Source organism: Nocardia sp. NPDC052316 (genome assembly GCF_044547795.1).
GTDB lineage: Bacteria > Actinomycetota > Actinomycetes > Mycobacteriales > Mycobacteriaceae > Nocardia.
Genome location: NZ_JBIUBB010000003.1, coordinates 997,226 through 1,017,724 on the forward strand (window position 1 = coordinate 997,226; position 20,499 = coordinate 1,017,724).

The 20,499-nt window shown below is 69.2% G+C and carries 18 protein-coding genes and 1 riboswitch; of the genes, 9 read left to right on the forward strand and 9 right to left on the reverse strand.

Features of this window, described 5'->3' with window-relative positions:
• The first annotated feature begins 56 nt into the window (after window positions 1-56).
• The gene (locus ACIHA7_RS17345) at window positions 57-287 is read left to right on the forward strand and encodes a hypothetical protein (protein WP_397290403.1); all 231 of its coding nucleotides are present in this window, start codon (window positions 57-59) and stop codon (window positions 285-287) included.
• Here ACIHA7_RS17345 and ACIHA7_RS17350 read toward each other — a convergent pair.
• Window positions 284-2,971, reverse strand: coding sequence for a helix-turn-helix transcriptional regulator (locus ACIHA7_RS17350; RefSeq protein WP_397290405.1), 2,688 nt, complete (start codon window positions 2,969-2,971; stop codon window positions 284-286). The two genes, ACIHA7_RS17345 and ACIHA7_RS17350, sit on opposite strands and share 4 nt — an antisense overlap.
• A gap of 122 nt (window positions 2,972-3,093) precedes the next feature.
• Here ACIHA7_RS17350 and ACIHA7_RS17355 point away from each other — a divergent pair, with 122 nt between their 5' ends.
• Window positions 3,094-3,702, forward strand: a complete 609-nt coding sequence (locus tag ACIHA7_RS17355) for an MspA family porin (protein ID WP_397290407.1) — start codon at window positions 3,094-3,096, stop codon at window positions 3,700-3,702.
• Window positions 3,703-3,841: 139 nt separating this feature from the next.
• Window positions 3,842-5,077 carry a DUF2235 domain-containing protein gene (locus ACIHA7_RS17360; RefSeq protein WP_397290409.1) on the forward strand — a complete coding sequence of 412 codons (1,236 nt, stop codon included), beginning with the start codon at window positions 3,842-3,844 and terminating at the stop codon, window positions 5,075-5,077.
• Here ACIHA7_RS17360 and treY read toward each other — a convergent pair.
• The 3 genes from treY to ACIHA7_RS17375 form a co-directional block, all read right to left on the reverse strand.
• Window positions 4,970-7,402 carry a malto-oligosyltrehalose synthase gene (gene treY / locus ACIHA7_RS17365; protein ID WP_397290411.1) on the reverse strand — a complete coding sequence of 811 codons (2,433 nt, stop codon included), beginning with the start codon at window positions 7,400-7,402 and terminating at the stop codon, window positions 4,970-4,972. The two genes, ACIHA7_RS17360 and treY, sit on opposite strands and share 108 nt — an antisense overlap.
• A gap of 11 nt (window positions 7,403-7,413) precedes the next feature.
• Window positions 7,414-9,534, reverse strand: coding sequence for a glycogen debranching protein GlgX (gene glgX / locus ACIHA7_RS17370; protein ID WP_397290413.1), 2,121 nt, complete (start codon window positions 9,532-9,534; stop codon window positions 7,414-7,416).
• Between the two features lie 73 nt (window positions 9,535-9,607).
• Entirely contained in the window at window positions 9,608-10,141 is a 534-nt protein-coding gene (locus ACIHA7_RS17375; protein WP_397290415.1) for a cupin domain-containing protein, read from the reverse strand.
• A 30-nt stretch (window positions 10,142-10,171) separates the two neighbouring features.
• Between ACIHA7_RS17375 and ACIHA7_RS17380 the strand changes: the two genes are divergently transcribed.
• Entirely contained in the window at window positions 10,172-10,621 is a 450-nt protein-coding gene (locus tag ACIHA7_RS17380) for a MarR family winged helix-turn-helix transcriptional regulator (protein ID WP_397290417.1), read from the forward strand.
• 103 nt (window positions 10,622-10,724) lie between these two features.
• On the opposite strand, the gene ACIHA7_RS17385 is transcribed toward ACIHA7_RS17380, so the two are convergent.
• Window positions 10,725-11,657, reverse strand: a complete 933-nt coding sequence (locus ACIHA7_RS17385; RefSeq protein WP_397290419.1) for a GNAT family N-acetyltransferase — start codon at window positions 11,655-11,657, stop codon at window positions 10,725-10,727.
• Window positions 11,658-11,834: 177 nt separating this feature from the next.
• On the opposite strand from ACIHA7_RS17385, the gene ACIHA7_RS17390 reads away from it, so the two are divergent.
• Window positions 11,835-13,109, forward strand: a complete 1,275-nt coding sequence (locus ACIHA7_RS17390; RefSeq protein WP_397290421.1) for an adenosylmethionine--8-amino-7-oxononanoate transaminase — start codon at window positions 11,835-11,837, stop codon at window positions 13,107-13,109.
• Window positions 13,110-13,121: 12 nt separating this feature from the next.
• Here the strand turns inward: ACIHA7_RS17390 and ACIHA7_RS17395 are convergent, their stop codons facing one another.
• Entirely contained in the window at window positions 13,122-13,493 is a 372-nt protein-coding gene (locus tag ACIHA7_RS17395) for a cupin domain-containing protein (RefSeq protein WP_397290423.1), read from the reverse strand.
• A gap of 61 nt (window positions 13,494-13,554) precedes the next feature.
• On the opposite strand from ACIHA7_RS17395, the gene ACIHA7_RS17400 reads away from it, so the two are divergent.
• Genes ACIHA7_RS17400 through bioD form a run of 3 tightly spaced genes read left to right on the forward strand, consistent with a single transcriptional unit; the run spans window position 13,555 to window position 15,955 of the window.
• Window positions 13,555-14,034: a MarR family winged helix-turn-helix transcriptional regulator gene (locus ACIHA7_RS17400; protein WP_397290425.1), complete on the forward strand. Its 480-nt coding sequence runs from the start codon at window positions 13,555-13,557 to the stop codon at window positions 14,032-14,034.
• Between the two features lie 54 nt (window positions 14,035-14,088).
• Window positions 14,089-15,243, forward strand: coding sequence for an 8-amino-7-oxononanoate synthase (locus ACIHA7_RS17405; RefSeq protein WP_397290427.1), 1,155 nt, complete (start codon window positions 14,089-14,091; stop codon window positions 15,241-15,243).
• 37 nt (window positions 15,244-15,280) lie between these two features.
• Complete coding sequence (gene bioD, locus ACIHA7_RS17410; protein ID WP_397290429.1) at window positions 15,281-15,955, forward strand: dethiobiotin synthase; 675 nt, start codon at window positions 15,281-15,283, stop codon at window positions 15,953-15,955.
• 46 nt (window positions 15,956-16,001) lie between these two features.
• Here bioD and ACIHA7_RS17415 read toward each other — a convergent pair whose 3' ends face one another.
• Genes ACIHA7_RS17415 through ACIHA7_RS17425 form a run of 3 tightly spaced genes read right to left on the reverse strand, consistent with a single transcriptional unit; the run spans window position 16,002 to window position 19,027 of the window.
• A complete protein-coding gene (locus ACIHA7_RS17415) occupies window positions 16,002-17,027 on the reverse strand; it encodes an ABC transporter substrate-binding protein (protein WP_397290431.1) in 1,026 nt (341 codons plus the stop codon).
• Between the two features lie 45 nt (window positions 17,028-17,072).
• Window positions 17,073-17,999, reverse strand: a complete 927-nt coding sequence (locus ACIHA7_RS17420) for an ABC transporter ATP-binding protein (protein ID WP_397290433.1) — start codon at window positions 17,997-17,999, stop codon at window positions 17,073-17,075.
• Window positions 17,996-19,027: a FecCD family ABC transporter permease gene (locus ACIHA7_RS17425; RefSeq protein WP_397290435.1), complete on the reverse strand. Its 1,032-nt coding sequence runs from the start codon at window positions 19,025-19,027 to the stop codon at window positions 17,996-17,998. The genes ACIHA7_RS17420 and ACIHA7_RS17425 overlap by 4 nt, the downstream gene beginning before the upstream one ends.
• Before the next feature lie 111 nt (window positions 19,028-19,138).
• Window positions 19,139-19,203, reverse strand: a riboswitch (cobalamin riboswitch).
• A 108-nt stretch (window positions 19,204-19,311) separates the two neighbouring features.
• On the opposite strand from ACIHA7_RS17425, the gene ACIHA7_RS17430 reads away from it, so the two are divergent.
• Window positions 19,312-20,481, forward strand: a complete 1,170-nt coding sequence (locus tag ACIHA7_RS17430; RefSeq protein WP_397290437.1) for an alpha/beta fold hydrolase — start codon at window positions 19,312-19,314, stop codon at window positions 20,479-20,481.
• The last annotated feature ends 18 nt before the right edge of the window (window positions 20,482-20,499 follow it).

Genomic DNA, 20,499 nt, shown 5'->3' on the forward strand with positions numbered 1-20,499 from the left:
CCCCGAGACATCGAAGTTCGGTGGACCGAACTTCGTCGTGCGTATATCCTTACTGGATGGCAGTTGTTCACCCGCCGGCCCGCTCCGCGACGATCGACATCGCGGGCAGCGCGTGGCCGCTCTACAAGCTCGAGGCGCTGGCCGCCGGGCTGGTGACCTGTCTGATTCTTGCGCTGATCACCGGATCGCCGCAGGTGGCAGTGCTGATCGCCGCCGCGGTCGGCGCGACCCGCTGGGTCGTCGGCTTGGCCGTTGCGCGCCGCTCGGCCGGGCGCGCCGAGCGCTAATCCGCGTCGAGCGGTAGCTCGGCGAGCTCGCCCCGCGACACCACACCCAGCTTCGGATACGCCTTGTACAGGTGATGTCCGACGGTGCGCGGGCTGAGAAACAGCTGCGCGGCGATGTCCCGATTGGACATTCCCTGTGCCGCAAGTCGCACGATTTGCAGCTCCTGCGGCGTCAGCGAGCCGAGCACGCCGTGCGCGGGCCGCGCTGCCGTTCCGACGCCGAGCGCGCCGAGCTCGGTGCGGGCCCGCTCGGCCCATGGACCGGCGTCGAGCCGCTCGAAGGCCTCCAGCGCGGGCTGCAGCTGGATCCGCGCGTCGGCCTTGCGTCGATTGCGGCGCAACCATTCGCCGTACAGGAGTTGAGTTCTGGCATGTTCGAAAGGCCGCCCGCCGAGCCGCAGCGCCGCGAGGTAGTGCCGCTCGGCATCGGCTTCGTCGATCAACGCCCGGCAGCGGCAGGCCAGTGCTTCCACCCAGCCCTGTTGGGCGGCCGCGGCCCAGTTCTCGAGCCGGTCCAGCGCGTCTTGCGCCCGTTCCGGCTTACCCATCCGCACCGCCGCCTCGATCAGATCCGGTACCGCGCGTAACCCGGTCACCTGATGCCGGATCGGCTCGTTGTTCGCCGCTGCCAGCCGGGACAGCGCGCTGTCGACCTGGCCGAGACCGAGGTCGAGCATGCCGAGCGCCCAGTACGACCACTGCGCACCGGCCGCCGCCGCGCCGCCGAACTCCTCGGCCTGCGCGCGATCGACCAGCTCGCGGCATTGCTCCCCGCGGCCTTCGAGCGCGGCGAGATAGGCGAGGAACGTCGACTGCTGACTTATCCACTGCCCTTGCCCGATGTCCTCGGCAATGCGCAACCCCTCCGTCGCGGCGACCCGTGCCTCCTGGTGCCTGCCGAGGAACACCTCGGCCTCGGCGCGGAAGAACAGCAACGTGGGCAGCAGCGCGATCCGGCCCTGATCGCGGCATTGCGCGATGAGCGTCTGTGCGAGCTCGGTGACCTGCTCGTCTTGACCGACCACCAGCCCGGTACCGCACATCTGCACGAGATCGCGCGGCGTGTCGACGCCTCGACGGCACGCCTCGGCGGCGGCCACGCGCAGGTCGACGGTGAACCGGCCGTGCATGGCCGCGACCACGTAACCGATGATCGGGGTGAGGGGTTCGTCGTCCGGCAGCGACAGCGCCGTCAATGCGGTTGCCACGTCTGCCAATTCGGCCCCGCCGAGATACCACGCGGTGTGCACGGCCTGGAACAGAATGCGGGCCGCCCGCTCGGGATCGCTTGTCCGCACCGAATCCGCTGCGGCCATCAGCAATTCGTGCGCCGCGCGCGGTTTGCCGACGCCGAACTCCGCGCTCGCCAGGACCAGGCGCAGGCGGGCGGTCAGCAGGGTATCGGTGGTCTGCGCGCCGGCCCGCTCGGCCAACGTGCGCGCCCGGCTCAATTGCCCGGCCTCGCCTGCCGTTTCGGCGGCCAGCACCAGTCGGCGCAGCCGGGCCGCCGCGTCGGTGCTCAACCCGGCCGCCCGCTCGTAGGCGGTGACGGCACCGGAGTATCCGGAGCGGCTGCGCGCGCGGTCGGCGGTGTCCTCCAGCGCCGTCGCGGTCGCCTCGTCGGGGCCGGTCGCCGCCGCGGCCAGATGCCACGCGCGCAGATCGGCGTTCTCCGGCCCGGTCGACGCCTCGGCCAGCGCGCCGTGCACGGCGAGGCGCTGGGTCAGTGGGGCGCCCTGGTACACGGCCGACCGCAGCAGCGGGTGCCGGAAGGTGAGTGTGCGTCCGTCGCTGTGTACCAAGCCCGCGTCCTCGGCGGGTTGCAGGTCGGCGAGCTGAGCGCCGAGCGCGGCGGCGGCCCGCAGCGTGGTCGCCAGTTCCGCGGTGCCCGCCGCGGCCGCGACCAACAGCAGCGTCCTGGTCGGCGGCGGGAGCTTGCTCGCCCGACCATGGAAGGCGACCTGCAGGCGCTGGGTCAGCGGCAGCGGGCTCAGCCCGGCGTCCGGCGCCTCAGCGGCCAGTACCGCCGGAAGTTCAAGCAGGGCAAGCGGGTTGCCCGCCGACTCGGCGAGCAGCCGGTACCGCAGCGCCGGTGCCAGATCGGGGCCGTGCCGGTCAACCAGCACCGCCGCCGCTTCCGGCCGCAGCCCTGGCAGCACGAGTTCGGGCAGGCCGGGGGCGGGGAACTCGGCAGCACCGGTCCGGGTCGCGAAGATCATCACCACGCCCTCGGCGTCGAGGCGTCGCGCCGCGAACAGCAGCGTCTCCGCCGTCGCGCGGTCGAGCCAGTGCGCGTCATCGATCAGGCAGAGCAGCGGGCCGTCGGCCGCCTCCTCGGCCAGCAGCGACAGCACGGCGAGCCCGATGAGCATGCGGTCGGCCGGGTCGTGCTCGGCCAGACCGAAAGCGCCGCGCAGTGCGTCACGCTGCCGGTCGGGCAGCCTGTCGAGCAATTGGATCCCCGGCCGGACCAGCAGATGCAGTCCGGCAAAAGGTAATTCGGCCTCGGATTCGATGCCCGCGCTGCGCACCGTCGGAAGGCCCTGCGCGGCCGCGTAATCCAGCAGCGCCGTCTTGCCGATGCCCGGTTCGCCGCGCAGCACCAGCGCGGCGCTGCGGCCGTCGCGGGCCGCAGCGAGAAGCCGATCTATCCGGATTTGTTCGGCTTCTCTTCCTTGGAGCATGTGCACACCGTAACCGTCTGCTGGACGAATGATCAGGGGTCGGTGTCGAGCGTGACGTTCGAGGCGTCCTCCCGTCGTGTCGTACACCGGAGATATAGCCAGCGGCTACTAAGGTCTGGGCTATGGCGTCGAATGTAAAAAGGGCCGTCCGGTCACTGACGGGCGTCGTGGTGGCGGCCGCGTCCGTGGCCGCGCTGGCGCCGGCCGCGGACGCCGAGATCATCAGCATGCCCCCGCACGAGAAGTCGTTCACCCCGCCGGGCAGCTCGAAGAAGTTCTTCATCGGCAGCCGGGAGGAGCATATCTACCGGATTCCGCCGCTGAACTTCATGGCGACCACCCGGGAGGCGCTGGTCAGTTCGATCGCCTACGGTCTGGTCGACGGTGCGACGGCGGGCAAGCTGCGGGTCGGCTACCACGTGGGTTGCGCGGTCACCATCGGCGCGGGCACCCTCGGCGCGACGCCCGATGTCGTCATCGGGCAGCAGCCGAGCTTCAACCCGAACCCGGTCGCCACCTTGAATCTCGCACCCGGCGACGTCGGCGAAGTCGCGATCGCGGAAAAAGACATGATTCCCGGCAAGCTGATCCAGCTCAGTTTCCGCGACTTCCACATCAAGGTGAATTCGTGCACCGGCCCGGTCACCATCCGCCAATATGCTTACGTCGAATACAAATCGCCCGAGGTCGACGATTCCGGGGCGGTTTTCGGCGATCCTACCTGGCTCTGACCAGGTAAAACCCTCTTCTCGTCCCGGCTCTACCTGATTGAAACAAGCGCTGTTCATTAACGCTGCCGCAGGCGCACTCGATGATTCGAGTAGTCGAGTACGCGGGTTTCCGCAGGAGGCCGGCGGGAGGATTTGGTTCATGAAACGCCTGGTTGTGTGTTGTGACGGCACTTGGAAAGCAGAGTCGAGCGGCACGGTCTCGAACATCATCAAGATCGCGCAGACGATCCGGTTCGACGCGCCCGGTCCGATGGGGGACAAGATCCAGCAGTGGGTCACCTATGTGTCCGGCCCCGGCGCCCGCGGCTTCCTCGCCGACCGGGTGATGGGTGGCGCGTTCGGCCTCGGGCTGCAGGCGAACCTGTCGTCCGCGTACTGGCACCTCGCCCTGAACTGGGAGCCGGGCGACGAGATCTATATCTTCGGCTTCAGCCGCGGCGCGTTCACCGCACGCAGCTTGGCCAGCCTGATCGATCGCGTCGGCATCCTGACGCCGGAGGCGATGATCGGCGGCAAGTATCCGGACGCGCTGAAGATCTACCGTGAGGTGCCGCCGCCGGACGGCACGATTCCGGCGCGGTGGAAGCAGTTCCGCGAAGAGAACTGCCACCGGCAGGCACCCAAGATCAATTTCCTCGGCGTCTTCGACACCGTCGGCGCGCTCGGCGTGCCTGGCGTGACCTCGCTGCGCTACAAGTTCCACGACGTCAAGCTGGGCCCGAGCGTGCACTGCGCCAGGCAGGCCCTGGCCATCGACGAGCGGCGGCGCAATTTCGAGCCGTGCCTGTGGGAGGTGCCGGTGGTACCGGATGTGAAGTACCGCAGGGGTTTCCAGCGGGTCAAGCAGGTGTGGTTCGAGGGCGCGCACAGCGACGTCGGTGGCGGGCACAAGGAATGCGGGCTCTCCGACATCACGCTGCGCTGGATGGTGCGCGAAGCCGAGTCCGTCGGGCTCGCCTTCGACCGCCACCGGCTGGACAAACTGTCCGAGGGCTGCCGGGCACTCGGCGAACGCCACATGTGGCCGCATCCGTCGCTGAAGCCCGCCTACCGCCTGTTGAATGTGGTGCGCACACTGCGTAATCCGCGCAGCCCGCGGTTCTACCTGGACTCCTGGCGCAAGCTCGCCAACGGGCACGAGCAGGGCATCCGGCTCGCCTCGCTGGTCAACGAGAAAGAGGGCTACGACCCGCCCAATCTGCGCCGCTGGCGCGCGCAGCTTGGCGGCATGTTCCCCGAGGAGCTGCTGGAGAAGGTCAGCCCGGTCTCAGCGCACGAGCAGTGCGACGGGCAGCAGGCCGAAGAGCTTCTCGAGCCGTGCTCGGCCCTGGAAGGTGTGACCGGTCAGCCGGTCCGTCCAGGTGCCCTGCGGTAGGTCGAGGGTCGTGTCGCCCCAACCGGTTTCGGCGAGGCCGAGACTGTGCCGGGTGGTCGCGACGATCACTTCAGGGGCCGCACCGACGCGGCCCCTGGCGTAGGACACCAACCTGCCCGCCTGCTCGCCGGTGGCGAACAGCGGCAGGTAGGTGCCCCCGACAAAGCAGTCGGGGCGCTCCCTGCGCAACCACAGCGCGTAGGCGACGATCCACATCTTCGCCGCGCCGGTGGTGTCCAATGCCGGTGTGCCGGTGAGCGATTGCAGCATGCCGATGCGAATCGTGAAGTCCACCGGGCGGCGGTTGTCCGGGTCGACAAGGGAGTCTTCCCACAACTCGCAGCCCTGATAGATGTCCGGGATACCCGGCCCGCAGAGCTGGAGCAGCTTCTGCGACAACGCATCCGACCAGGCGTGCGGCGCCAGCTCGTGCACCAGGTCGCCGAGCTCGCTGCCGACCGGGCCGTCGATCACCGTGTCGATCCAGCTGTGCACCGCCGACTCGAACTCGGCGTCCGGCTCCTCCCAGGAGGTCTTGGTGCCCGCTTCGCGAATCGCCTTCTCGGCGAACAGGTGCAGCCGCTCGCGCAGGCCGGGGACGGACGCGGCGGGCCTGCCGTCGGCGGGCCACACGCCGAACATGTTCTGCAACAGGAACAAGGTGGTCGCGCCGTCCGGGCCGGGTGCCGCCTCGTCCCACGCCTCGACGCAGTGCGCCCAGGTGTCGGCGACCTGGGAGAGCACGCCGATGCGGGCGCGCACGTCCTCGCCGCGCTTGGTGTCGTGGGTGGACAACGTCGTCATGGTGGCGGGCCACCGATGCGCGCGCTCGCTGTTGGACAGATGGAACTCGTTGAGCGAGTGGCCGAATCGGGCTGGATTGCCGCCGACCTCCTGCAGCGAGACCAGCCGGGCGGCCTGATAGAACATGGTGTCCTCCACCGCCTTCGCGGTGACCGCGCCACAGACCTGGCTGAACCGCACGGCCGCTTCGCCGTCCGCGGCCAGCGCGGCGACCAGCACCGCGAGCGGCGCGGTGAGTTCGCTGTTGCGCCGCTCCACCTCGGCGATGACGGCGCCCGCCATACCGGCCAGCGGCGCGTAGTCGGCCCGGTACACCGGCATGAACGCGAGCACCTCGATGGTGGCGTTGGTCATCGCCATGGTGTCGAAGCTCTCCGCGCCGCCGTCCCGCTTGATCGCCGCGACCAGGCGCCGGATCTCCGGCGCGAGCAGGTTTTCCGCGACCGCCCGCTTGATCCGGTGCTCGGTCTCCCCGATCCAGGCGCGGTCGCTGCCGTGACCGGCCAGCTTCTTGGACAGCTCGGTCAGCGCCTGCTCACCCTCCGGCTTGATGAGCACGTTGCCGAGATCGGCCAGCGCGTCGTAGCCAGTGGTGCCGTCGACCGGCAGGGTCGGGTCCAGCGGCTCCCGGTTGGCCAGGATCTTCTCCACGAGCAGCAGCCGGTTCGGGCCGATCAGCCTGCGCACCCGCGCGAGATAGGCGGCGGGATAGGACAATCCGTCCGGGTGGTCGATCCGCACGCCGTCGATGAGGTCGTGCTCGCACCAGGCCGCCAGCTCGCGATGGGTGGCCTCGAAGACCTCGTTGTCCTCCTGGCGGATCGCGGCCAGGCTGCTGACCGCGAAGAACCGGCGGTAGGTGCACACGCCGGCCTTCCAGCTCACCAGCCGGTAGTGCTGCTTGTCGTGGATGCGCAGGGCGTTGTCGCCGTCGGTGCCCGGCGCGATGGGGAAGCGCAGATCATGCAGGGCCAGCATGGGTTCCGGGCCGGAGCGGTCGACGGTGAGCGCCGCCGGGTCGTTCTCGCTCTGCAGCACCGGCAGCGCCAGGCGCCCGCCCGCGCCGTTGCCCGGGCTCCAGTCGATGTCGAAGTAGGGGGCGAAGCTGGATTCGCGGCCGTTGCGCAGCACGTCCCACCACCACGCGTTCTGCCGAGGGTCGGCCACCCCGACGTGGTTGGGCACCAGGTCGACGACCAATCCCATGCCGCGGCTGCGCACCTCGTCGGAGAGCGCCTTGAGTCCGGCGGGTCCGCCGAGCGCGGCCGACACCGTGGTGGGGTCGGTGACGTCGTAGCCGTGGTTGGAGCCGTGCGCCGCGGTAAGGATCGGCGACAGGTAAAGGTGCGAAATACCCAGCTGCTGTAGGTATTCCGCGATGGTGCGGGCGTCGCTGAAGGTCAGCGCGTCGGGCCGGAGCTGGAGCCGGTAGGTGCTGCGGATCGTCGTCGGCCTGGCCGTGGTGCGGCGCAGCGAGAGCGGATCGGTCACGTGGGTCTCGGGGGATTCCGGTGTGGTCATGGGCGGTCGGGTCATCCGGCGTGGCGCAGCACCAGCAGGCACCGGGATTCGACCGGGACGGTGGCCGACGCGGGGTAGCTCGCCTCGGTCAGGCCGGTCGGTGTCGAACAGTCCAGTGCGACCGCCCACCGCGTGCCGTAGTCGGCGTTCGGCAAGGTGAAGTCCATGGCTTCGTCGTGCGCGTTGAAGCACAGCAGGAACGAGTCGTCGGTGATCGGCTGGCCGCGCGGGTCGGGTTCGTGGATACCCTTGCCGTTGAGGAACACCGTCAGCGATTTGCCGAAGCCGCTGTCCCAGTCCGCGGTGGTCATCTCCGCGCCTTCCGGGGTGAGCCAGGCGATGTCGCGGGCGCGGTCCTTCGACCGCACCGGCCTGCCGTCGAGGAAGCGACGGCGCCGGAAGACGGGGTGCTCGGTGCGCAACGCGATCACGTTGCGGGTGAATTCGAGCAGGTCCGAATTCTGTTGCATCAGTGACCAATCCATCCAGGCCAGCGGGGAATCCTGGCAGTAGACGTTGTTGTTGCCGTGCTGGGTGCGGCCCATCTCGTCGCCGTGCGCGAGCATCGGCACGCCCTGGCTGAGCACGAGGGTGGCCAGCAGGTTGCGGCTCTGCCTGGCGCGCAGCGCGAGGATGTCCTGGTCGTCGGTGTCGCCTTCGACGCCGCAGTTCCACGACCGGTTCCAGCTCTCCCCGTCGCGGTTGTCCTCGCCGTTCGCCTCGTTGTGTTTCTCGTTGTAGGACACCAGGTCCCGCAGGGTGAAGCCGTCGTGCGCGGTGATGAAGTTGATGCTCGCGCTGGGCCTGCGCCCGGTCGCCTCGTACAGATCGGAGGATCCGGTGAGCCGAGAAGCGAACTCGCCCAACGTGGCGGGCTCGCCGCGCCAGTAGTCGCGCACGGTGTCACGGAACTTGCCGTTCCACTCGGTCCACAGGCCGGGGAAGTTGCCGACCTGGTACCCGCCCTCGCCGACGTCCCACGGCTCCGCGATCAGCTTCACCTGGCTGATCACCGGATCCTGTTGCACCAGATCGAAAAACGCGGACAGCCGGTCGACGTCGTGCAGCTCGCGAGCCAGGGTGGCGGCCAGGTCGAAGCGGAAGCCGTCGACGTGCATGTCCAGCACCCAGTAGCGCAGCGAGTCCATGATCAGCTGCAGCGTGTGCGGGTGCCGCACGTTAAGGCTGTTGCCGGTGCCGGTGTAGTCCATGTAGTGCGACGGGTCGTCGTCGAGCAGGCGGTAATAGGCGGCGTTGTCGATGCCGCGGAAGTTGATGGTCGGGCCGAGGTGGTTGCCCTCGGCGGTGTGGTTGTAGACCACGTCGAGGATCACCTCGATGCCCTCGGCGTGCAGATCGCGCACCATCGCCTTGAACTCGGTCACCGCGGAGTCGGCGCGCTTGATGGCGGCGTACTCGTTGTGCGGGGCGAGGTAGCCGAAGCTGTTGTAGCCCCAGTAGTTTCGCAGGCCCTGGTCGAGCAGCACGGTGTCGTGCAGGAACTGGTGCACGGGCATCAGCTCGATCGCGGTGACGCCCAAGCCTTTCAGGTGCTCGATGATCGCCGGATGCGCGATGCCGGAGTAGGTGCCGCGCAACTCCTCCGGGATGTCGGGGTGGGTGGCGGTCATGCCCTTGACGTGCGCCTCGTAGATCACCGTCTCGTGGTACGGCCGGTTCGGCGCGCGGTCGGTGCCCCAGTCGAAGTACGGGTTGATCACCACGCCAGCCATGGTGTGGCCGAGCGAGTCCAGGCCGTGCGTGTACAGCGAGGGGTCGTTGCCGAACTCGCCGTCGAAGGCCTTGCCGTACGGGTCGAGCAGGAATTTGCTCGGATCGCAACGCAATCCGTGTTCCGGGTCGTAGGGGCCGTGTATCCGGAATCCGTAGCGCTGACCAGGACCGACCGCGGGCAGGTAGGCATGCCAGACATAGCCGTCGACCTCGTCGAGCGGGATCCGGGTCTCGGTGCCGTCCCCGGCGATCAGGCACAGGTCGACGGCGTCGGCAACCTCGGAGAACACCGAGAAGTTGGTGCCTGCCCCGTCGTAGGTCGCGCCCAGCGGGTAGGCGGTGCCGGGCCACACACCGAGGGGTGTCGCGTCACCGGACGCTGCGTCGGGCTGAGCCATAGCAACGACATTAGCGGCAGCGGCGTTCTACTCGGCGGGGGCGGTTGCGACGGGCGGGTCCGCGGTGACCCGGTCAGGTGTCCAGCCAGCGCCGTGCGTAACCGAGCCGGACGGCTAGGCGGGCCAGTCCGCCCAGTACGGCGCGCTGCGCCCAGCGCGGGATCCCGGCGAGGTAGCCGTCCTGGTAATCCCACAGCAATGCCAGTGCGAGGGGGTCGCGTGGCACTCGGGACCGGGTGGTTTTGCCCGCCGTGTCCAGGTTGTGCCAGAGCTGGAACATCTCCCAGTGCCGCAGCGGCGGGCGGATCTCGTGATCGAACGTGGTGTCGGGCGCCTCGCTCCAGAACTCGTGCACGACGCCGGCCGGAGCCGTCACGGTGTCGCCGGGCTCGGCGACGAGCTCGACGCCGTCGATCTTGTAGCGGGCGCGGCCTTCGCGAATGGTCCACCGCTCGGACAGCACCGGGTGCCAATGCGGGCCCGCCTGCCGTTCGGCTCGCGACAGTCGGTGGTGTAGCCGCAGATACGGGCCGTGCTCGTCCTCGCCCCTGGCAACGAAGGTGACCTGATGTCCGTTGCGGTAGGTGAGTGTTGTGCCGTCTTCCATAACTCAAGTTATAAAGGTAGCCTTCGTAATATGTCAACGGTCGATCCGAACGCCACGTTGCTCAAACTGCTGAGCCAGGCGACCACCGCTTACGAGCGCGCGCTGAACCGGGAGCTACGTGCGCGGCTCGATGATCAGCTACGCCCGGCGCACTATGCGGTCTTTCGTCACCTCGATCCGGCGGGCTCGCGGATCACCGCGCTGGCGGAGTCGGCGGGCATGACGCAGCAGTCGATGGGGGAGTTGGTGACGCACCTGGAGCGCTGCGGTTTGGTGGAGCGGCAGGTCGATCCCGCTGATCGGCGGGCACGGCTGGTTGTGCTGACCGCGGCCGGTAAGAACGCGCTCGGCGTTGCGGCGCAACGCATTCGGGGCATCGAGCGGCTGATCGCGGAAAGTTTGGGTGCGGACGGGCTGGTCGATCTGCGGCGAGCACTGGTCTCGGTGAACGAGGTGCTGGCGGCCGAGGATGCGGAGTGACGATCCCACCGGGGGCTTGATGGCGGGATCGGTCTGCCGTCGGTCGACGGCCGCGCCTCCACTTCGGAGGTAGCGCAAAGCCGTTGCTGCGCGACGGGCAGCGCTAACCGAGCGACCGTCGCCAAGTCTGGCCGATCAGATCCGCACCCCAACTGTGGTGCGGGCTCTCCTCGACGAGCTCGAAACCGGCTCGCTGATAGATGTGCCGGGCCGCCGTGAGGACGTCGTTGGTCCACAGCACCATCTCGCGGTAACCCGCGGCGGTCGCGAAGCGCAGGCACTCCTCGACCAGCGCGGACCCGACGCCGAGTCCGCGCGCGCTCGGCTCGACCAGCAGCAGTCGCAACCGCGCGGTGGTCTCGTTCTCGGCGACGCAGAAGACGCTGCCCACCGGCTCGCCGCCGGACTCGGCGATCCAGGCCCGCTCGCGCTGCTCGTCGTGTGCGGTGAGGTAGTCGGCGACGATGCGCACGATCAGCTCCTCATATGTTCCGTCCCAACCGTATTCGGCGGTGTAGAGCCGGGCGTGCCGCTCGATGACCCAGCCGTAGTCGCCGGGCCGCGGCGCCCGGATCGCGAAAGGTGGTGCCGCCGCGTCGGCGGGTCGGTCCAGGATCTGCTGGATGGTCCGCATCGCGGTGACCAGCCGGGCCCGGGCGGCGGGTGGTTTGGCGGTGAGCAGGGAGCCGATCTCGTCGCTGGAGCGTTGGTCGAGCACGGCGAAGATCTCCTTGCCCTTGGTGGTGAGCCGGACCTCTTGGCGGCGGCCGTCGCTGCCGGAACGGTTGCGCTGGATCAGGCCCGCGCTCTCGAAACGGGCCAGGATGCGGCTGAGGTAGCCGGCGTCGAGATCCAGTGTCCGGCGCAGGGTTACCACCTCGGCGGTGCCGGAGTTGGCCAGCTCGAACAGGATTCGGACCTCGGTCAGCGAATACTCGCTGTCCAGTAGGCCTTCGCGGAGCACGCCGATGACCTTGGTGTAGCGGCGGTTGAACTCACGGACTGCGGCGATATCCGTGGCGGCGACTGTGGTCACGACGGCTCCGTTCCTGCGGTGCTCTCTCGGTCTTTGACTGAGTCAAAGAATAACCATGGACGGCCGTTGCGCGTCGGGAATTCGCGCGGATGACGCTCGCGCGCAGCTCCGGTGGTAACTTGAACGGCGTTCAAGCCCGTCCGCTGGGCGGGTCGTCGCTCGACCGCGAGGATTGCTGTGGCACTGACCCGTGACGAGATCGCCGCCATCGACGCCAAACACCTCTGGCATCCCTACGGCGGATTCCCGGCCACCACCGAACCATTGGTGGTCGCCGAAGCCCGAGGCACCCGGCTGACGCTGGCCGACGGCCGCGAGGTGATCGACGGCATGAGCTCCTGGTGGGCCGCCATCCACGGCTACCGGCACCCGGTGCTCGACGCCGCGCTGGTGGCGCAGTCGCAGCGGATGAGCCACGTGATGTTCGGCGGTCTGACCCACGAACCCGCCGCACGGCTGGCCGAACTGCTCGTCGAGTCGACGCCGGCCGGGCTGGACAAAGTGTTCCTGTGCGACTCCGGTTCGGTGTCGGTCGAGGTCGCGGTGAAGATGTGCCTGCAGTATTGGCGCGCGCTCGGCCGCCCGGAAAAACGGCGGCTGCTCACCTGGCGCGGCGGCTATCACGGCGACACCTTCACGCCGATGAGCGTGTGTGATCCGACCGGCGGCATGCACTCGCTGTGGACCGACGTCCTGGTCGATCAGGTCTTCGCGCCGATGCCGCCGGCCGACTACCGCCCGGAGTACGCGGCCGAGCTGGATCGGCTGATCGGCGCCGACGCCGACGAACTCGCGGCGGTGATCGTCGAGCCCGTCGTGCAGGGCGCGGGCGGGATGCGCTGGCATCATCCGCGCTACCTGACCGATCTGCGCAGGCTGTGTGACGAGCACGGGGTGCTGCTCGTCTTCGATGAGATCGCTACCGGATTCGGCCGCACCGGAACGTTTTTCGCGGCCGATCAGGTCGGGGTCGGCCCGGACGTGATGTGTGTCGGCAAGGCCTTGACCGGTGGCTACCTCACCTTGGCCGCCACGCTGTGCACCGCGTTGATCGCCGAGACGATCAGCGCGGGGCACGGCGGCTTGATGCACGGGCCGACGTTCATGGGTAACCCGCTGGCCTGTGCGGTGGCCGTCGCCTCCCTCGAACTGCTGACGGCCGGGGACTGGCGCGGCGACGTGGCGCGGATCGAAGCGGGCCTCGAAGCGGGGCTTGCTCCGTTGCGCGCGTTGCCCCGTGTCGTCGAGGCCCGAGTGCTCGGTGCGATCGGCGTGGTCGAACTCGACCGCCCGGTGGATATGCGCACCGCGACCGATGCCGCCGTCGGTGCCGGGGTATGGCTGCGGCCGTTCCGGAATCTCGTGTACACCATGCCGCCGTTCATCAGCACCGACGCGGACATCGCGGCGATCACGACCGGTATGCGCGCCGCGGTCGCGGCCCAGTCGTGATCGCCGGACGGTTCAGGCGATCCAGGGCGGCACCACCATGGTGTCGCCGCCCGGCACGCCCGCCTTGGCGCCCGCCTGTGCCGTGACGATGGCCGTGAAGCCATGCTCGGTGTGCACCTGACGCAGCGCGTTGGCGGGCAAGATCACCGTATCGCCTTCGGCGGCAGTGATTTTCGTGCCGTCGAGGTCGACGGTGAGGCTGCCCGCGATGACGGTCCAGATCTGTTCGGTGTCGATGAGGTGGACCGGGCCCGACTTGTCGGCGGGCACCTCGACCCGCCAGAGGGCGAGCGCGGTGCCACCCTGTGTGGGGGAGGCGAGGGTGGTCATCACGCCGCCGGGGGTTTCGGTGCGGCGGGTTTCGGTGTGTTGGATGAGCGTCATGCGTGGTCACTCCGTAAGATAGACAATCAAGTTGTCCATATAGTCAACGAGGTTGTCCAATATGTCAAGTGATTCCGGTGGATACGAACTGCCGTTGCGGATGCTGCTCGGCTTTCGGGCCGTCATCGACGAGGTGCACGCCGAGTTGGCCGAGCACGGGCACGCCGAACTGCGGCCGATGCACGGCTTCCTGTTCCAGGCCGTCGGCCGGGTGGGTGGGCCGTACGGGTGCACCGCCGCCGACCTGGGTCGCGCCCTCGGTATCTCGAAACAGGCCGCTGGTAAGCACATCGAGACGCTCGAGCGGCTGGGTTATCTGCGACCCGGCCATGATCCGACCGATGCGCGGCGCAAGGTCTACACGTTGACCGCGCGCGCCGTCGACATGCTGGATCGGTCCGCGCGGGTCTTCGATCGGATCCATGAGCGCTGGGCGCGGCAGCTCGGCGCGGACCGGCTGGCGCAACTCGAGCGGGATCTGCGCACGGTGACACCGGGGGAGGTGTTTCGCTTCGATACACCGAACTGGTTCTCCGGGTGATCGGGTGGCTGGGGGCTATGCTTCCTGAACGGTGTTCAAGTATGCTCCGGAGCTGTGACTACCGATCCATTGAGTTGGTTGGACGAGCGCGCGTCCGCGCGGGTGGCCGCCGGACTGCGGCGTGAACTTCGTCCCCGCGCGGCGCGCTCGCCGTCGCTCGACCTGGCCTCCAACGACTATCTCGGGCTGGTCCGCCACCCCGAGGTGATCGACGGCGCGATCGAGGCGGTGCGGCGCTGGGGAGCGGGCGCCACCGGCTCCCGGCTCGTCACCGGCACCACCGCCGAGCACGAGCTGCTGGAGACCGAGCTCGCCGAATTCGTCGGTGCCGAAGCCGGACTCGTGTTCGCCTCGGGGTACGCCGCCAACCTCGGCGCGGTCACGGCGCTGGCGGGGCGCGGCGCGCTGGTGGTCTCCGATGCGGGCAGCCACGCGTCGCTCGTCGACGCGTGCAGGCTGTCGCGAGCGCGGGTGGAGATCGCCGCGCACCGGGACGTCGACGCGGTGGACCGTCTGCTTGCCGCGCGCACCGAGGAGCGGGCGCTGGTACTCACCGATTCGGTGTTCAGTGCCGATGGTGATCTCGCGCCGCTGGCGGCGTTGCATCGGGTGACTCGGGCGCGGGGCGCGGTACTGATCGTGGACGAGGCGCACGGTCTCGGAGTGCGAGGCGCGGGTGGGCGGGGCCTGGTGCACGAGCTGGGACTGGCCGGGGAGCCGGATCTGGTGATCACCGCGACTTTATCGAAATCCCTTGCGGCACAAGGCGGTGTGGTGCTCGCCAGCGAGCGGGTCCGTGCGCATCTGATCGATGCCGCGCGCACCTTCATCTTCGACACCGGTCTCGCACCCGCTGCCGTCGGCGCGGCGCGCGCGGCGCTGCGGGTGCTGCGCCGGGAACCCGAACTGGCGGGCCGGGTGCTGGCGCGAGCCGCCGATATCGCGCGGATCGCCGCTGTGCCTGCGCCGGATTCGGCGGTGGTGTCGGTGGTGCTCGGCAAGGCACAGGTCGCCTTCGATGCCGCGCAAGCCTGCCGGGCGCAGGGCCTGGATGTCGGCTGCTTCCGTCCGCCGTCGGTGCCGGAGGGTACCTCGCGGTTGCGGCTCACCGCGCGTGCCAACCTGACCGACGTCGAACTCGACACCATCGCAACGGTTCTCGGTGCGGCGCTGGCGCAGGCACGTGGGTTCGACGCGGTGCGCGCATGAGCATTGCTGGAACGGTGGGAGCTCGAAGGAGGACGGTATGAGCGTTCTGCTGGTTACCGGGACTTCCACGGAGGTCGGCAAGACCGTGGTCACCGCGGCCGTCGCGGCGGCCGCGCTGGTTGCAGGCCGGTCGGTCGCGGTCTGCAAACCGGGTCAAACCGGTGTAGCCGCAGGTGAACCCGGCGATCTCGCCGAGATCGAACGGCTCAGCGGCGTCACCCGGACATCGGAACTGGCGCGTTACCCGGATCCGCTCGCGCCCGATACCGCCGCCCGTCGCGCGGGACTGCCCGAGCTGACCATGGCCGAAACCGTAGCGGGCATAGCGGCACTCGACGATGCCGAGCTCACCTTGGTGGAGGGCGCTGGCGGGCTACTGGTCCGGCTCGGTGATTTCACCCTGCTCGATCTCGCCCAAAAGCTCGACGCGCCGGTGCTGCTGGTGACCGCCGCGGGCCTCGGCACCCTCAACCACACCGAATTGACCACGCGCGCCCTGCATTCGGCGGGCGTGCGCTGTGCCGGTGTGGTGATCGGCTCCTGGCCTGCCGAGCCCGACCTCGCGGCGACGTGCAACCGCGTCGACCTACCGCGCGTCACCGGCATCGACCTGGTCGGTGCGGTCCCCGAAGGCGCGGGCTCATGGAGCCGCGACCGTTTCACCGCCGCGGCACCCGGCTGGTTCACTCCCGGCTGGTCACCGTTCACCTGACGCTGATCCGAGCGCACCGGCGCCGGGCCGCGCCGGTGCGTCGGCATCAGCGGAGGGCGTCGTCGGCCCTGGGCTGAATGCTGGAGGCGGGGACCAGGTTCCAGTGTTCGAGTTGCTTACGAATCTGTTCGGCGGCGTCGATATTGAGCGGGCCGCTGGTCCACATGGCGTACGGGAGGTTGAGGAAGCGGCCCTCGGTGACGGCACGGAGCTGGTTGATGCCCGGCTTGGCGCGCAGGGCCTCGACCTTCTGGGCGAAGGTCTGCGGCGGGTAGTCGACGAACATGATGGCGTCGGGGTCCGCGGCGGCCAGGCGCTCCCAGGACACCCTGGTCCAGGTGTCGGCCACGTCGCTGAGCGCGTTGTGACCACCGGCGGCGTCCAGGATCGCCTGGGGCGCACCGAAACTGCCGCTGGACATGAGGGAGTCGGTGGCGCTGTCGAACAGGAAGATGGTCGGCTTGCGCTCGGCCTGCGGTGCGGCGCTCAGCGCTGCCAGGCGTCGATCCAGGTCGGCGGTCAGCTCGGCGGCGCGGTCGGCGCGGCCGGTGATGGCGCCCAGGTTGGTGAGATCGGTGCGCAAGGCCGTCCACGGCTCGACGATGCCGCGGGGGCGTTCGCCGTTGCGCTGACGGCAGCTCTCGGTGAGGGTGTAGGCCGCGATCCCGGCCTTGCTCAACGAGTCCGGGGTCAGGTTCTTGGCCTCGTCGTAGCCGTAGCTCCAGCCCGCGACCATCACGTCGGGACCCTGCGCCAGCACGGTCTCGCGCGAAGGGTATTCGGGCGCAACAGACTTCAGCTGGTCGACGACCGGTCCGTAGTGCCTGCGCAACGTATCGGCGTCCCGCTGCACACTCGATACCGCGACCACCTGGTCCTGTGCCCCGAGCGCGAGCGCCATCGAGATCAGATTCCCGTCGTTGACGAACAACCGTTGCGCGAGAGCCGGAAACCGCACGTCCACATCGCAATTGCGGATGGTGAGGTCCCCGGCCGCCGTGTTCTGCGTACTACACCCGGCCACGGCCGCGGCCAGTGTGACCGCTACCAGCACTCGCAGAGTGTGCTTCATAGATTCGCCTCTCAAAGGTATTCAACGGTTCGGTCATGGGGCCGCCTAGCGGGGCGTGATCAGGAGGTGGGGCTCGCCGGTGTCGGGATGCGGGACGCGCAGGGCGCGGACGCCGAACACCGCGTCGACGACCTCGGGCGCGAGGGCGACGGCCGGCGCGGCGAGGGGGTGGGCGACGCCGTTGTGTAGCACGAGGATTCGGTCGCAGTAGCGATCTGCCAGGGTCAGATCGTGCAGCGCCATGATGACGGTCCGTCGCAGTGTGCGGGTCAGGGCGAGGAGTTCGAGCCGGTGGGTGATGTCCAGGTGATTCGTCGGTTCGTCCAGCAGCAGGACCGGGGTGTTTTGCACGAGCGCGCGGGCGAGCAGCACTCGCTGGCGTTCACCGCCGGAGAGCCGATGAACCGGCCGGTCGGCGAATCCGGTCAGGTCCACCGTGGCCAACGCGTCGTGCACGGCCTGCTGCTCCAGCGGCGAACCGGCACCCCACGGCGGCAGGTACGGGGTCAAGCCCAGTGCCACTACCTCGCCCGCGCGCAGGTCGGCCGGTGGGCGTTCGTCCTGCCCGACCATTGCCACCATGCGCGCCCGTCGGCGCGACGACATCTCGTGCAGCACTTGGCCGTTCACCATTACCCGGCCACGCACCGGCCGCCGCACCCCGGCGAGAGTTCGCAACAGCGTCGACTTCCCAGCGCCGTTCGGCCCGACGATCCCGATCGTCTCGCCGGCCTGGATGCTGAAGCTCAGGTCGGCGACGACGGTCCGTCGCCCAGCCGCACATGCGAGGGCGTGCACTTCTAATGCCCCAGCGGTGCTGGCGGTTTCGGCGATGCCCTGTGCAGCGCCAGCGATGGCGGCGGTTTGCATGACGTCGCTTCCGGCGGGATCCTCGCCGCCGTAGACGTGATGATCGGCTGCCCCGTTCAGCTCTGGCTCGGTCCGGTCCGGGGTGATGTTGTTACCGCTCATGACTCGCCGAACCGATAGCGCCGTCGCCCCATCAGAATCAGGAAGGCCGGTGCGCCGATGAGCCCGGTGAGCACTCCGACGGGGATCTCGATGGGGCGAACCACGATTCGCGTGGCGGCGTCGGCCACTACGAGGAACAGCGCGCCGCAGAGCGCGCAGGCGGGTAACAGAGTGCGGTGGCGCGGGCCGACCAGCAGGCGGGCCGCGTGCGGGACGACGAGCCCGACGAAGCCGATGCCGCCGGAGACCGCGACGAGCACGCCGACCAGCACCGCGAGCAGCACGAACAGCGCGATCCGCAGCTCTTTGACGGGAACGCCCAGCGCGGCGGCGGTGTCGCCGCCGACGGTCAGCGCGTCGAGCCAGCCGCTCGCGCTGAGCAGCGCGACACCTGCCAGCACGACCACGCTCAGCGGCAACGCGATTCGCGTCCAGTCGGCGCCCGCGAGGCTGCCGAGCAGCCAGAACAGCACCGCCTGGGCATGCGACGGATCCGGGCGGCGGAAGATGAGATAGCTGCTCAACGCGGCGAACCCGGAGCCGAGCACGGTGCCGGTGAGCACCAGCCGCAGCGGCGTCAGCCCACCCTGCAGCACCGCGATCAGGAACACCAGCCCCGCCGCGACGAACGCCCCGGCCAGCGCCCCGCCGGACAACGCCCACACGCCGGCCCCGGCGAACAACCCGGAAGTGATCACCGCGGCGGCGCCGACGCCCGCACCTGACGAGACGCCGAGCAGATACGGGTCGGCCAGCGGATTACGCACCAGGGTCTGCATGGCCGCCCCGGCGAGCGCCAGCCCCGCGCCGACGATCGCGGCGAGCACGGTGCGCGGCACCCGCAGCTGCCACACGATGGTGTCCAGACCGAAGTCGGTAGGCGTCTGCCCGGCGATCCGCTGCCGCAGCACCGTCAATACCGAAGAGACGGGCAGGGTTTCCGCGCCGAAGCCGGTGGCGAGAATCATCGCGCAGATCAGTAAGGCGCCGAGGACGGGGAAGACGAGCGCCGCGCGGACACGAGTCATGCCCGCCCCGCGCCCACGGTCGGCCGCGGCCTGCGCCGGGCGTAGCGGTGCATGATTCGGTGGTGCTCCACAGGCAAGTCGCGGCCTCTCCAGAGTTGTCCCGGCAGGGGAGGTCTGACTTTCGCCGTGAGGGCGATCACAGTGGCGCGACCGTTCCGGAATTACACCGAATTCCCGCACCCGCCGAGGTTGACGGCAGAACTCTACCGTTCGGTCGGGTTCGCGGCGCCGCGGGGTCGAGAGTGGAATGGCGGCAGTCCACACCCTTACCTACAGTGGGATGGATGTCGCCGTTCGATGACCGGCACCCGTCCACTGTCGCGGACTGGGACGACGCGCGACGCAAAGCCCGGCTACGGGACACCAGCCTGTGGCACGAGTGGAAGACGTTGCGCCGGACCAGGTCCGCCGTGCTGCGGGTGGTCGCACTGCTGGCCGCCGTACTGGTCGTCTTCGCCCAGTACCTCACCTACGACGTAGAACCCGAACAGGTCCGGCTCGCACACACCGATCCCGCGATCCTGCCCGTCGCCGCCCCCGCCGATCCCGAGGACTGGGACACGGTGGTGGTCGACATGGTCGGTCTCGGCGGCCTGGACGCCAGCGCGACTGCCGCCGCCCTGCCCGCGCTGCGGGGGATGGGCGTGGTCTGGGCCATCCGCTACGACAACGAAGGTATCGACACCAAGGTCATCGCCGACCTGATCGTGCGCGCCACCGAGCTGTCCGGCTTGAAGAACATCGTGCTGGTCGGGCACAGCATGGGCGGGGTGATCGCACTGGAGGTCGCCAAACACATCCACCTCGACAGCGATCGGCGCCTGGCCGGGGTGATCCTGGACTGCACACCGGTGGACCTGAACGCGGTCCGCCCGGAGAGCCGCGGTCGCGGCGAGGACATGGTGCGCTGGATGCGCTGGCTGCCCGGCGCGCGGGAGAGCCGCCTGCTGCGGCTGGCCGTGGAGACCTATGCGCGCCGCGACCGCTTCGTCTCGCACGGCGGTGATGGCAGGCCCCCCGGCATCCGCTTCGCCAAGCTGCGGGTGGTGCTGGGGGAGGTGTTGCGGGAGAAGATCTTCTCGCGCAACGCGGCGAGCAACGGGCTGATCGAGGCGCAGTTCACCGCGATCGTGGCGGGCGGCGCGACCAACGATCTGAAGGCGCTGGCGGCTCCGGTGGACGGAAAGTCGCGCCCCGCCATCGTTTTCATCCGCCCGCGCGACCCGAGCCGGGACCGGGTGGTCGATGTCGAGTACTCGCACCAGGTCTTGATCGAGCAGGTCGGTGGTGTCGACGGCACGCTCTCGGTGGTGCAGGCGCGAAACACCGGGCACGCCAATCCGATGCAACGCCCGGTCGAATACAACACGGTGATCGACCAGCAGATCCTGCCGTTCATCCGGCAATACCAGGAGCAGGTCCGGGCGCAGAAGACCGCGGCGGCACCGCGCTGAGCAGTTCGAACCGGCGTG

What these genes read in the sequence shown, in the direction of transcription:
- ACIHA7_RS17345 (WP_397290403.1), top strand. Translation starts at nt 57, where the DNA reads ATGGCAGTTGTTCACCCGCCGGCCCGCTCCGCGACGATCGACATCGCG.
- ACIHA7_RS17350 (WP_397290405.1), bottom strand. Translation starts at nt 2,971, where the DNA reads ATGCTCCAAGGAAGAGAAGCCGAACAAATCCGGATAGATCGGCTTCTC.
- ACIHA7_RS17355 (WP_397290407.1), top strand. Translation starts at nt 3,094, where the DNA reads ATGGCGTCGAATGTAAAAAGGGCCGTCCGGTCACTGACGGGCGTCGTG.
- ACIHA7_RS17360 (WP_397290409.1), top strand. Translation starts at nt 3,842, where the DNA reads ATGAAACGCCTGGTTGTGTGTTGTGACGGCACTTGGAAAGCAGAGTCG.
- treY (WP_397290411.1), bottom strand. Translation starts at nt 7,402, where the DNA reads ATGACCACACCGGAATCCCCCGAGACCCACGTGACCGATCCGCTCTCG.
- glgX (WP_397290413.1), bottom strand. Translation starts at nt 9,534, where the DNA reads ATGGCTCAGCCCGACGCAGCGTCCGGTGACGCGACACCCCTCGGTGTG.
- ACIHA7_RS17375 (WP_397290415.1), bottom strand. Translation starts at nt 10,141, where the DNA reads ATGGAAGACGGCACAACACTCACCTACCGCAACGGACATCAGGTCACC.
- ACIHA7_RS17380 (WP_397290417.1), top strand. Translation starts at nt 10,172, where the DNA reads ATGTCAACGGTCGATCCGAACGCCACGTTGCTCAAACTGCTGAGCCAG.
- ACIHA7_RS17395 (WP_397290423.1), bottom strand. Translation starts at nt 13,493, where the DNA reads ATGACGCTCATCCAACACACCGAAACCCGCCGCACCGAAACCCCCGGC.
- ACIHA7_RS17400 (WP_397290425.1), top strand. Translation starts at nt 13,555, where the DNA reads ATGTCAAGTGATTCCGGTGGATACGAACTGCCGTTGCGGATGCTGCTC.
- bioD (WP_397290429.1), top strand. Translation starts at nt 15,281, where the DNA reads ATGAGCGTTCTGCTGGTTACCGGGACTTCCACGGAGGTCGGCAAGACC.
- ACIHA7_RS17415 (WP_397290431.1), bottom strand. Translation starts at nt 17,027, where the DNA reads ATGAAGCACACTCTGCGAGTGCTGGTAGCGGTCACACTGGCCGCGGCC.
- ACIHA7_RS17420 (WP_397290433.1), bottom strand. Translation starts at nt 17,999, where the DNA reads ATGAGCGGTAACAACATCACCCCGGACCGGACCGAGCCAGAGCTGAAC.
- ACIHA7_RS17425 (WP_397290435.1), bottom strand. Translation starts at nt 19,027, where the DNA reads ATGACTCGTGTCCGCGCGGCGCTCGTCTTCCCCGTCCTCGGCGCCTTA.
- ACIHA7_RS17430 (WP_397290437.1), top strand. Translation starts at nt 19,312, where the DNA reads ATGTCGCCGTTCGATGACCGGCACCCGTCCACTGTCGCGGACTGGGAC.